Consider the following 13,036-nt stretch of genomic DNA (forward strand, 5'->3'; position numbering starts at 1 on the left):
ACGCGAGCATCTGTGGCCAAGTTTTTAAGGGCGCACGGTGGATGCCTTGGCACCAGGAACCGATGAAGGACGTGGGAGGCCACGATAGTCCCCGGGGAGTCGTCAACCAGGCTTTGATCCGGGGGTTTCCGAATGGGGAAACCCGGCAGTCGTCATGGGCTGTCACCCATACCTGAACACATAGGGTATGTGGAGGGAACGCGGGGAAGTGAAACATCTCAGTACCCGCAGGAAGAGAAAACAACCGTGATTCCGGGAGTAGTGGCGAGCGAAACCGGATGAGGCCAAACCGTATGCGTGTGAGACCCGGCAGGGGTTGCGCATACGGGGTTGTGGGATCTCTCTTTCACAGTCTGCCGGCTGTGAGGCGAGTCAGAAACCGTTGATGTAGGCGAAGGACATGCGAAAGGTCCGGCGTAGAGGGTAAGACCCCCGTAGCCGAAACGTCAACGGCTCGTTTGAGAGACACCCAAGTAGCACGGGGCCCGAGAAATCCCGTGTGAATCTGGCGGGACCACCCGCTAAGCCTAAATATTCCCTGGTGACCGATAGCGGATAGTACCGTGAGGGAATGGTGAAAAGTACCGCGGGAGCGGAGTGAAATAGTACCTGAAACCGTGTGCCTACAAGCCGTGGGAGCGTCGGACATGTGCTTGCATGCATGTCTCGTGACTGCGTGCCTTTTGAAGAATGAGCCTGCGAGTTTGCGGTGTGTTGCGAGGTTAACCCGGGTGGGGTAGCCGTAGCGAAAGCGAGTCCTAATAGGGCGTTTGAGTAGCACGCTCAAGACCCGAAGCGGAGTGATCTAGCCATGGGCAGGTTGAAGCGGAGGTAAGACTTCGTGGAGGACCGAACCCACCAGGGTTGAAAACCTGGGGGATGACCTGTGGTTAGGGGTGAAAGGCCAATCAAACTCCGTGATAGCTGGTTCTCCCCGAAATGCATTTAGGTGCAGCGTCGTGTGTTTCTTGCCGGAGGTAGAGCACTGGATAGGCGATGGGCCCTACCGGGTTACTGACCTTAGCCAAACTCCGAATGCCGGTAAGTGAGAGCGCGGCAGTGAGACTGTGGGGGATAAGCTCCATGGTCGAGAGGGAAACAGCCCAGAGCATCGACTAAGGCCCCTAAGCGTACGCTAAGTGGGAAAGGATGTGGAGTCGCAGAGACAACCAGGAGGTTGGCTTAGAAGCAGCCACCCTTGAAAGAGTGCGTAATAGCTCACTGGTCTAGTGATTCCGCGCCGACAATGTAGCGGGGCTCAAGCGTACCGCCGAAGTCGTGTCATTGCAGCATATAGCCCCAACGGGTGCTGTGATGGGTAGGGGAGCGTCGTGTGCCGGGTGAAGCCGCGCCGGAAGGCAGTGGTGGACGGTTCACGAGTGAGAATGCAGGCATGAGTAGCGATACACACGTGAGAAACGTGTGCGCCGATTGACTAAGGGTTCCTGGGTCAAGCTGATCTGCCCAGGGTAAGTCGGGACCTAAGGCGAGGCCGACAGGCGTAGTCGATGGATAACCGGTTGATATTCCGGTACCCGCTGTGAAGCGTCAAACATTGAATCAGGCGATGCTAAGTCCGTGAAGCCGTTCCGGACCCTTCGGGGAATGGAAAGTGGTGGAGCCGACGGACCAGACTTGTAGTAGGTGAGTGATGGGGTGACGCAGGAAGGTAGTCCATCCCGGGCGGTGGTTGTCCCGGGGTAAGGGTGTAGGCCGTGCGATAGGCAAATCCGTCGCACATTAAGGCTGAGACCTGATGCCGAGCCGATTGTGGCGAAGTGGATGATCCTATGCTGTCGAGAAAAGCCTCTAGCGAGTTTCATGGCGGCCCGTACCCTAAACCGACTCAGGTGGTCAGGTAGAGAATACCGAGGCGTTCGGGTGAACTATGGTTAAGGAACTCGGCAAAATGCCCCCGTAACTTCGGGAGAAGGGGGCCATCACTGGTGAGGGGACTTGCTCTCCGAGCTGGGGGTGGCCGCAGAGACCAGCGAGAAGCGACTGTTTACTAAAAACACAGGTCCGTGCGAAGCCGTAAGGCGATGTATACGGACTGACGCCTGCCCGGTGCTGGAACGTTAAGGGGACCGGTTAGTCACATTTCGGTGTGGCGAAGCTGAGAACTTAAGCGCCAGTAAACGGCGGTGGTAACTATAACCATCCTAAGGTAGCGAAATTCCTTGTCGGGTAAGTTCCGACCTGCACGAATGGCGTAACGACTTCTCGACTGTCTCAACCATAGGCCCGGTGAAATTGCACTACGAGTAAAGATGCTCGTTTCGCGCAGCAGGACGGAAAGACCCCGGGACCTTTACTATAGTTTGATATTGGTGTTCGGTTCGGCTTGTGTAGGATAGCTGGGAGACTTTGAACTCTGGACGCCAGTTCAGGGGGAGTCGTCGTTGAAATACCAGTCTGGTCGTGCTGGATGTCTAACCTGGGTCCGTGATCCGGATCAGGGACAGTGTCTGATGGGTAGTTTAACTGGGGCGGTTGCCTCCTAAAGAGTAACGGAGGCGCCCAAAGGTTCCCTCAGCCTGGTTGGCAATCAGGTGTTGAGTGTAAGTGCACAAGGGAGCTTGACTGTGAGACCGACGGGTCGAGCAGGGACGAAAGTCGGGACTAGTGATCCGGCGGTGGCTTGTGGAAGCGCCGTCGCTCAACGGATAAAAGGTACCCCGGGGATAACAGGCTGATCTTCCCCAAGAGTCCATATCGACGGGATGGTTTGGCACCTCGATGTCGGCTCGTCGCATCCTGGGGCTGGAGTCGGTCCCAAGGGTTGGGCTGTTCGCCCATTAAAGCGGTACGCGAGCTGGGTTTAGAACGTCGTGAGACAGTTCGGTCCCTATCCGCTGCGCGCGCAGGAATATTGAGAAGGGCTGTCCCTAGTACGAGAGGACCGGGACGGACGAACCTCTGGTGTGCCAGTTGTTCTGCCAAGGGCATGGCTGGTTGGCTACGTTCGGGAGGGATAACCGCTGAAAGCATCTAAGCGGGAAGCCTGCTTCGAGATGAGTATTCCCACCCCCTTTGAGGGGTTAAGGCTCCCAGTAGACGACTGGGTTGATAGGCCGGATGTGGAAGCCCAGTAATGGGTGGAGCTGACCGGTACTAATAGGCCGAGGGCTTGTCCTCAGTTGCTCGCGTCCACTGTGTTGGTTCTGAAACCACGAACAGCCCCACACCCCCTTTGGCCGGGGTGTGGTGCGGCTGAAACAGTTTCATAGTGTTTCGGTGGTCATAGCGTGAGGGAAACGCCCGGTTACATTCCGAACCCGGAAGCTAAGCCTTACAGCGCCGATGGTACTGCAGGGGGGACCCTGTGGGAGAGTAGGACACCGCCGAACAATCATTCAAAGGGTTGGGCTCTGAACTTCGGTTCAGAGACCAACCCTTTTTTGTTTTTGGTCACTTGAAGTTCATGTTGCGCCCTCAGCATCCACGGCATGGGTACTGCTGCAATGCTCAGGGCTGCAGGTGTCGGAGTCGGTGACGAGGTCATCGTGCCGGCCTTCGGGAATGTGGAAATCGCCGGAGCGGTAACCCTGGCGGGTGCGCTGCCGGTGTTCGCGGATGTTGATCCGGTGACGTACTGCCTCGAGTCGGCTGCCGTGGAAGCGGTCGTAACTTCGCGGACCGCGGCCGTTGTTGTCGTCCATCGCTTCGGTCGGCCGGCCGATGTCGGGCGGTTGCATGCTGTGGGGCAGCGGCATGGGCTGTTGGTGTTGGAGGAGGGGGAGTCCGAGACGCCGTACGACGAGATCGCGCAGCGTCGGGAGCGGGCCGCTTATCTGGACGGGCGGTTGCGGGGGGTGCGGATGCCCGACGGTGGGGACGGGCACACCTATCAGCAGTATGTCGTGCGGGTGCCGGGGAACGGGCGGCCCGATCGGGACGCGTTCGCGCGCGCCCTGCGGGGGAGGGGAGTTGGGTGCCGGGTGCCGGTGAGGACTCCGTTGCACCGGTTGCCCGAGTTCAGGCGGTGTGTGTCGTTGCCCGAGACCGAGCTCGCGGCCGACGAGACGCTCGCGTTGCCGGTGGACGCCTCGTTGACGAAGCGGGACATGCAGCGCATTGTGGCGGCGTGCAACGCGCTTGGCGGGCTGCTTCAGCCCGCCTCCTGAACGCGTTTGGGAACACCCGCCCGTTCGGGGTATGATCTATTCCGTTGCCGCGAGGGAAACCTCGAAAAGTAGCTGGCCCCCTTAGCTCAGTCGGTAGAGCGTCTCCATGGTAAGGAGAAGGTCAACGGTTCGATTCCGTTAGGGGGCTCCACAAAAGAAAGCCCCTGCCCTTTCGGGCGGGGGCTTTTCTCATGCCCTGATTTCCTCACGCCACCCGCATCGCCAGGATCGCCATGTCGTCGGACGGGGCGTCGGACGCGAAACGTTCCACCGCGCGCATGATGCGGGCGGCGACCGCGCCGGCCGTCAGGCCCGTGCAGGTCGTAAGGACGTCGGCGAGACCGTCGTCGCCCAGCATGCGGGTGCCCTCGCGGCGCTCGGTGACGCCGTCCGTGACGCAGAGCAGGACATCGCCCGGGTCGAGGGTGACCGTCTGCTCGTAGAGCTCCAGGTCCTCCATGACGCCCAGGAGCGGCTGGGGTTCGGCGGCCGCCTCGACCGTGCCGTCCTGACGCAGGCGGAGGGGGAGCGGGTGGCCGGCGCAGACCACCTTCAGCTCCGCGCTGCCGTCCTCCTGCGGGCGCATCTCGCCGTAGAGGAGGGTCAGGAAGCGGCTGCGGGCGCCCTCGTCGAGGATGGCCGAGTTGAGGCGCTCCAGGACGGCCGGGCCGCTGAGGCCCTCGCGGGCCAGCAGCCGCAGGGCGTGGCGGGCGAGGCCCGTCACCGCCGCGGCGTTCGGGCCCGTGCCGCAGACGTCGCCGATGGCGAAGCCGTAGACGCCGTCGCTGATGGGGAAGACGTCGTAGAAGTCGCCCCCGACCTCGTTGCCCTCGCCGGCCGCGCGGTAGATGACCTCGACCTCGACGCCGTCGATCTTGGGGGTCTCCGGGGGCAGGAGGCTGCGCTGGAGGGCCTGGCTGATGGCCGTGCGCTCGGAGTAGAGGCGGGCGTTGTCGAGGGCGAGGGCGGCGCGGCGGGACAAGTCCTCGGCCAGTTCCAGGATTTCCTGGCGGAAGTGTTCGTCGGTGGGCTTGCCGAGGGTCAGCATGCCGATGACGCGGTTGCGGGCGACCAGCGGGAGGACGACGGTCTCGCCGCCCACCGCCGAGGCCGTCGCCAGAGTGGGGCCGATTCCTGAGGACACCTGGTGGGTCGGGCCGCCGGTCAGGCCCAGGCTGCGCATGGAGCTGCGCAGGGCCGCGTCGTGCGCGGCCGCGGCGGGGGCCGCCCAGACCCGGGCGCCGGGGGTGGGTACCGGGTCCGGCGGGGCGATCTTCGACAGCAACGACTTGATGCCGTCGATGAGTTCCTCGTCCTCGTGCAGGACGTACGAGAGGTAGGGGTCGGAGGCCTGGTCGGCGATCGTGTAGACCGCGCACCACGTGGCCAGGGTCGGGACCGTCATCTGGGCCATGAGGGCCAGGGTCTGGTCGCGGTCCAGGGTGCCCGCGAGGAGGTCGGAGGCCTCGACGAGGAAGCTCAGGGAGCCGCGGCGCAGGCGCTCCAACTCGCCCAGGCGGGCCGACTCCACGGCCAGCGCGATGCGGTCGGCCGCGAACTGCAGGCGTAGGGCCTCCTCGTTGGAGTAGCGGTTCGGGGCCTCGGCCGCCACGCCGAGGGAGCCGGTCAGGCGGCCCTCGACCTTCAGCGGGACCGTGACGACCGACCGCATGCCCGTGCCGTTGAGCAGGGGGACGGCGCCGGGGACGGCCAGCAGGTCCTCGTGGACGGCCGGCATGCGGGCCGAGCCGTAGCGGCCCGGGCCCGCCTCGACGGGAACGCGCGCGAAGCGCTGGCGGGCGGAGGGCAGGCCGGTGGAGGCGCGGACCTCCAACTCCGTCTCGTCGTCGGTCGCCAGGAGGAGGAACGCGGAGTCGGCGTCGAGCATGTCGCGGGCGCGCTCCACCGTGCGCTGGAGGAGGCCGTCGAGGTCGTCCGGGGCCGGAGAGCCGATGAACACCTCGAACGGGTCGGCGTTCTGGCCGTCGGAGCCGGTGGCCGGGTCGGAGGCCGGAACGCGCAACGGGGTCTGCAGGACCGCGCGTTCGTGGTCGCGGACGAGGAGACAGACCGTGGAGGGCTCGCCGTCGGTGTCGCGGACCCGGAGGTGGGAGGCGTACACGGGTGTGACGCGGCCGCTGGAGCTGCGGATGCCGTAGCTGCCCTCCCAGCGGGAGAGTTGGAGGGCCTCCACGATGCCGGTGCTGGTGCCGGGGGTGTGCGGCCAGGCGGCGAGGTCGGTGAGGGGCTTGCCGATGACCTGGTCGGCGGGGTAGCCGAAGAGTTCCTCGGCGTCCTCGTTCCACGCCGAGATGGCGCCCACACGGTCGATCTGGACGACCGCCACGCGGACTCGGCTGTCGGCGAGCGGGAGGAGGTCGGCGGGGAGGGACGGGCCGGCGGTGCGGGTGCCCACCGGGCGGTCGGGGAGGTCGAGTTGGAACCAGACCTTCTTGTGGATGGGGGTGTAGTCGACGCCCCAGCGGCCGGCGATGGCCGCGCAGAGCTGGAGGCCGCGGCCGCCTTCGCGGTCGGGGCTGCCCATGGTGGAGGGGGAGCCCTGGAGGGGGATCTCGCGTTCGGGATACCGGTCGGCCACCTCGATGCGGACGCCGTCGTCGCTGCGCAGACACAGGACGTCGGCGTGGGTGCCCGCGTGGACGACCGCGTTCGTCACCAGTTCGCTGGTGAGGACGACGGCGTCGTCGACGATGTCGGCGAAGCCCCAGCCCTGGAGGGTGTCGCGGACGAAGGAGCGGGCCGTCGCCACCGATCGCCCGACGGGCTCGAAGTTGGCGGCCGCGCGCGCGGTGATCACAGAACTCCTCGGCCGGTCGTCGACGTGCAGGGATCCCTGACCGGCCAGGTCGCGCCGCTGCTGGGGCGGACGCGTGCTTGAAGGCCGGGGGTCCGGGGTCTGTCCCCCCGGGATCAGTCCGGTGGTCATGTGTGCGGCCGCCCCTCCGATGCCCGCTCGTGCGCTCGTGCCACCGCCCAGGCCGGACGGACCGGCGTGGCTGGACAGCCGGATGCAAGGTTACTTACCTTCCGGGTCCCTGCGGATGCCGGTCACCAGTGTTTTCGCCCGACGGTGTGGGGACGATGTGCGAAGCTGCCGAACTGTTATGGCCGGGTTCGACAAGGGTGAAACACTGGGCAAGCTTCTTGTGAAGGTCCGGGCAGACTGGGTGTCTTCTGAGTACAGGGGGCAGCAGCCTCCCGGGCACGCCTGGTTTGATCAGGTGGATTACCCGGCGGTAACAGGTAGCGCGAGCAGCAGCACCAGTACTACCGGCAGCACCCAGGCAAAACGATGACGGTCGATCCCTGCGGGAGGGACAAGTGGAGTCTGGCGCAGCGACGCGGGGCACTAAGACGCGCGCGAAAGGCGGACAGTCCCTGAGCAGGCAGCGCACACCACGCGGCGGGACGACCGTCGTGGACACGGCGGCCCTGGACCGGCTGCTGGTCGCCCTCGTGTCCATGCGGGAGGGGAATTTCCGCAAGCGGCTCACGGTGTCCGGGGACGGCGTGATGTCGGAGATCGCGGCCGTGTTCAACGAGGTCGCGGACCGAAATCTCCACCTCACGGGTGAGCTGTCGCGGGTGCGGCGGATGGTGGGACGTGAGGGAAAGCTCACCGAGCGGCTGGAGACGGGCGCCTGCGAGGGGTCCTGGGCGACCGCCATCGACAACTCGAACGCGCTGGTCGACGACCTCGTACGGCCTGTTTCCGAGGTCGGGCGGGTGCTGTCGGCGGTGGCCGAGGGCGATCTGTCGCCGCGGATGGAGCTCCGGACGCACACGCCGGAGGGGACCGGGCATCCGCTGCGCGGGGAGTTCCTGAAGGTCGGGCGGACGGTGAACAACCTGGTCGACCAGTTGTCGACGTTCACCGACGAGGTCACCCGCGTGGCCAGCGAGGTGGGCACCGAGGGCAAGTTGGGCGGGCAGGCCCAGGTACGCGGTATGTCCGGTTCGTGGAAGGACCTCACGGAGTCCGTCAACACGATGGCGTATCGGCTGACGGCGCAGGTGCGGGACATCGCGCTGGTGACGACGGCCGTGGCCAAGGGTGATCTGTCCCGGAAGGTGACGGTTCACGTCGAGGGCGAGATGCTCGAGCTGAAGAACACCGTCAACACGATGGTGGACCAGCTCTCCGCGTTCTCGTCGGAGGTGACCCGGGTCGCCCGGGAGGTGGGCACCGAGGGCATCCTGGGCGGTCAGGCGCAGGTGTCCGGTGTGGACGGGGTGTGGAAAGAGCTCACCGATTCGGTGAACACCATGGCCGGGAACCTGACGGCCCAGGTGCGCGGGATCGCGGAGGTGACGACGGCGGTCGCCAACGGCGATCTGTCGCAGAAGGTGACGGTGTCGGCGCGCGGCGAGGTCGCGCAACTCGCCGACACGATCAACCAGATGACCGAGACGCTGCGGACCTTCGCGGACGAGGTCACGCGCGTGGCCAACGAGGTCGGAGCCGCGGGGCAGCTCGGCGGTCAGGCGAACGTGCCGGGCGCGGCGGGGACGTGGAAGGACCTGACGGACTCCGTCAACACGGTGTTCCGCAATCTCACCACTCAGGTGCGGGACATCGCCGCGGTGACGACGGCTGTGGCCAGCGGCGATCTGTCGCAGAAGGTCACGGTGGACGTGGCCGGCGAGATGCTGGAGCTGAAGAACACCGTCAACGGGATGGTCGACCAGCTGTCGGCCTTCGGCGCCGAGGTCACGCGGGTGGCGCGGGAGATCGGGGTCGAGGGTGAACTCGGCGGTCAGGCGCAGGTGTCGGGCGCGGCGGGGACGTGGAAGGACCTGACGGACTCCGTCAACACGGCGTTCAGGAATCTCACCGGACAGGTGAGGAACATCGCGCAGGTCACCACGGCGGTGGCCAACGGCGACCTGTCGCAGAAGGTCACCGTGGACGTCTCCGGCGAGATGGCCCAGCTGAAGAACACCGTGAACACGATGGTGGACCAGCTGTCGTCGTTCGCCGACCAGGTGACCCGGATGGCCCGGGACGTGGGTACGGAGGGCCGGCTCGGCGGGCAGGCCCGGGTGGACGGCGTCTCGGGCACGTGGAAGGAGCTCACCGACTCCGTCAACTCGATGGCGGGCAACCTCACGTCGCAGGTGCGCAACATCGCGCAGGTGACGACGGCCGTGGCCCGGGGCGACCTCTCGCAGAAGATCGACGTCGACGCGCGCGGCGAGATCCTGGAGCTGAAGAACACCATCAACACGATGGTCGACCAGCTCTCCGCCTTCGCCGACCAGGTGACCCGGGTCGCGCGCGAGGTGGGCACGGCCGGGCAGCTCGGCGGGCAGGCGCAGGTGCCCGGTGTCGCCGGTGTGTGGCGGGACCTGACGGACTCGGTGAACGGCATGGCCGGCAACCTCACCGCCCAGGTGCGCAACATCGCGCAGGTCGCCACCGCCGTGGCCCGCGGTGACCTCTCCCAGAAGATCACCGTGGACGCGCGCGGGGAGATCCTGGAGCTGAAGAACACCCTGAACACGATGGTCGACCAGCTGTCGTCGTTCGCCCAGGAGGTCACGCGGGTGGCCCGGGAGGTCGGTACGGAGGGGCAGCTCGGCGGGCAGGCCGAGGTGCAGGGGGTCTCCGGTACCTGGAAGGACCTCACGCAGTCCGTGAACTTCATGGCGAACAACCTGACGATCCAGGTGCGTCAGATCGCCGATGTCACGACCGCGGTCGCCAAGGGCGATCTGTCGAAGAAGATCACCGTCGACGCCAAGGGCGAGATCCTCGAGCTCGTCACCACCGTGAACACGATGGTCGACCAGCTGTCGTCGTTCGCCGAGCAGGTGACCCGGGTGGCCCGGGAGGTGGGCACCGAGGGCATCCTCGGCGGCCAGGCGCACGCGTCGGGTGTCACGGGCATCTGGAAGGACCTCACCGACAACGTCAACCTGATGGCCAAGAACCTGACCATGCAGGTGCGCAACATCTCCCAGGTCGCGGCGGCCGTCGCCAACGGTGACCTGACGCGGACGGTGACGATCGAGGCGCGCGGCGAGGTCGCGCAGCTCGCCGACACCTTCAACACCATGGTGAAGACGCTGAGTTCGTTCGCCGACCAGGTCACCAAGGTGGCCCGTGAGGTGGGCACGGACGGCATCCTCGGCGGTCAGGCGCACGTGCCGGGTGTGGCGGGTACCTGGAAGGACCTCACCGAGTCGGTGAACCAGATGGCGTCCAACCTGACCGGCCAGGTGCGCAACATCGCCATGGTCACGACGGCCATCGCCAAGGGTGACCTGACGAAGAAGATCGACATCGACGCGCGCGGGGAGATCCTCGAGCTGAAGACGACCATCAACACGATGGTCGACCAGCTGTCGTCCTTCGCCGAGGAGGTCACCCGGGTCGCCCGCGAGGTGGGTACCGAGGGGCAGCTCGGCGGTCAGGCACGCGTGCGTGACGTCGACGGCACCTGGCGCGACCTCACCGAGTCGGTGAACGAGATGGCCGGGAACCTGACCCGGCAGGTGCGTGCCATCGCGCGCGTGGCGACCGCGGTGACCCGCGGCGACCTGAACCTGAAGATCGACGTGGACGCGTCCGGGGAGATCCAGGAACTCCAGGACTACATCAACAAGATGATCGCCAACCTGCGTGACACCACGATCGCCAACAAGGAACAGGACTGGCTCAAGGGCAACCTCGCGCGCGTGTCGGCCCTGATGCAGGGGCGGCGCGACCTGGAGGACGTGGCCTCGCTCATCATGAGCGAGCTGCCGCCCCTGGTGGCCGCGCAGCACGGCGCGTTCTTCCTGGCGATGCCGCCGGCCGACGGCGACGCCGACCAGTACGAGCTGCGCATGCTGGGGTCGTACGGGTACTCGATGGGCTCCATGCCGACGTCGTTCCGGCCGGGTGAGGCGCTGGTCGGGACGGCCGCGAAGGAGAAGCGCACGATTCTCGTCGCGAACGCCCCGAGCGGCTATCTGAAGATCTCCTCGGGGCTCGGCGAGGCGCCGCCCGCGCAGGTGATCGTGCTGCCGGTGCTGTTCGAGGGCCTGGTGCTCGGCGTGATCGAGCTGGCTTCGTTCACGAAGTTCACACAGATCCAGAAGGACTTCCTCAACCAGCTCGCCGAGATGATCGCGACCAGCGTCAACACCATCTCCGTCAACACCAAGACCGAGCTGCTGCTGAAGCAGTCGCAGGAGCTGACCGAGCAACTGCGGGAGCGGTCGGCCGAGTTGGAGCAGCGGCAGAAAGCCCTTCAGGCGTCCAACGCCGAACTGGAGGAGAAGGCCGAGCTGCTGGCCCAGCAGAACCGCGACATCGAGGTGAAGAACACCGAGATCGAGGAGGCGCGGCAGGTCCTGGAGGAGCGTGCCGAGCAGCTCGCGGTGTCGATGCGCTACAAGAGCGAGTTCCTCGCCAACATGTCGCACGAGCTGCGTACGCCGCTCAACTCGCTGCTGATCCTGGCCAAGCTGCTCGCCGACAACGCGGAGGGCAATCTCTCGCCGAAGCAGGTCGAGTTCGCCGAGACGATCCACGGGGCCGGTTCCGACCTGCTCCAGTTGATCAACGACATCCTCGACCTGTCGAAGGTCGAGGCGGGCAAGATGGACGTCTCGCCGACGCGGATCGCGCTCGTCCAGTTGGTCGACTACGTGGAGGCCACGTTCCGGCCGCTGACCGCGGAGAAGGGCCTCGACCTGTCGGTGCGGGTGTCGCCGGAGCTGCCGGCCACGCTGCACACCGACGAGCAGCGGCTGCTCCAGGTGCTGCGCAACCTGCTGTCCAACGCGGTGAAGTTCACCGACTCCGGTTCGGTCGAGCTGGTCATCCGGCCGGCCGGGGCGGAGGTGCCGCTGGCGATCCGGGAGCAGTTGCTGGAGGCCGGTTCGCTGACCGACGCGGACGCGCCGTTGATCGCGTTCTCGGTGACCGACACCGGCATCGGGATCGCGGCCAGCAAGATGCGGGTGATCTTCGAGGCGTTCAAGCAGGCGGACGGCACCACCAGCCGCAAGTACGGCGGTACGGGACTGGGGTTGTCCATCTCGCGGGAGATCGCGCAGTTGCTCGGCGGTGAGATCCACGCGCAGAGCGAGCCGAGCCGTGGCTCGACGTTCACGCTGTATCTGCCGCTGCACCCGAGCGAGTTGCCGCCGCAGGGCTACCAGCAGGTCGTGCCCGCCCTGGAGGCCGGCGACCTGGTGGCCTCGGAGAACGGGGCGGCCGAGCTGTCGGAGCTGTCCGAGGCGGAGATCCGGATGCCGTCCGAGGTGCGGTCGTACCAGGACGCGCAGAACGGTCCGGCGGCTCTCTTCCGGCGCCGGCGCCGCATGGCGAGCGGCGGCGAGCAGGTGGGCAGGCCGGAGCACTGGCCGGCCCGCGGACAGGACGCGGAGGCGCCCGCGCGCGTGGGCATCCGGTTCGGCGGCGAGAAGGTGCTGATCGTCGACGACGACATCCGCAACGTGTTCGCGCTGACCAGCGTCCTGGAGCAGCACGGCCTGTCGGTGCTGTACGCGGAGAACGGCCGCGAGGGCATCGAGGTCCTGGAGCAGCACGACGACGTGGCGGTCGTCCTGATGGACATCATGATGCCCGAGATGGACGGCTACGCGACGACGACGGCGGTCCGGCGGATGCCGCAGTTCTCCGGGCTGCCGATCATCGCGCTGACGGCGAAGGCGATGAAGGGCGACCGGGAGAAGGCCCTGGAGTCGGGCGCCTCCGACTATGTGACGAAGCCGGTCGACCCCGATCACCTGCTGTCGGTGATGCAGCAGTGGATGCGGGACGCGTGAGGGGACCGCGCCGTGACGGGAACCTTCGGCGGGCCGGGAACAATCGGCCTGCGTCCGGAGTTGTCGACTCGGGGTTTCCGACGCCGTGTAGCCGGGCGGAATCC

The 13,036-nt window shown here is 66.1% G+C and carries 3 protein-coding genes, 1 tRNA gene and 2 rRNA genes; 5 read left to right on the forward strand and 1 reads right to left on the reverse strand.

Features of this window, described 5'->3' with window-relative positions:
• Positions 1 to 14: 14 nt before the first annotated feature.
• The 4 genes from OG352_RS31535 (at position 15) to OG352_RS31550 (ending at position 4,278) form a co-directional block, all read left to right on the forward strand.
• Positions 15 to 3,138: ribosomal RNA gene (locus OG352_RS31535) — 23S ribosomal RNA — on the forward strand.
• Positions 3,139 to 3,233: 95 nt separating this feature from the next.
• A 5S ribosomal RNA gene (rrf, locus tag OG352_RS31540) occupies positions 3,234 to 3,350 on the forward strand.
• Between the two features lie 114 nt (positions 3,351 to 3,464).
• Entirely contained in the window at positions 3,465 to 4,127 is a 663-nt protein-coding gene (locus OG352_RS31545) for a DegT/DnrJ/EryC1/StrS family aminotransferase (protein ID WP_329224034.1), read from the forward strand.
• A 75-nt stretch (positions 4,128 to 4,202) separates the two neighbouring features.
• Positions 4,203 to 4,278: transfer RNA gene (locus OG352_RS31550), tRNA-Thr, on the forward strand.
• A 54-nt stretch (positions 4,279 to 4,332) separates the two neighbouring features.
• On the opposite strand, the gene OG352_RS31555 is transcribed toward OG352_RS31550, so the two are convergent.
• On the reverse strand, positions 4,333 to 7,074 hold the full coding sequence (locus OG352_RS31555; RefSeq protein WP_329221606.1) for a SpoIIE family protein phosphatase: 2,742 nt from the start codon (positions 7,072 to 7,074) through the stop codon (positions 4,333 to 4,335).
• A gap of 395 nt (positions 7,075 to 7,469) precedes the next feature.
• On the opposite strand from OG352_RS31555, the gene OG352_RS31560 reads away from it, so the two are divergent.
• Positions 7,470 to 12,932, forward strand: coding sequence for a HAMP domain-containing protein (locus OG352_RS31560; protein WP_329221607.1), 5,463 nt, complete (start codon positions 7,470 to 7,472; stop codon positions 12,930 to 12,932).
• Positions 12,933 to 13,036: the final 104 nt, after the last annotated feature.

The organism is Streptomyces sp. NBC_01485 (assembly GCF_036227125.1).
Classification (GTDB): domain Bacteria; phylum Actinomycetota; class Actinomycetes; order Streptomycetales; family Streptomycetaceae; genus Streptomyces.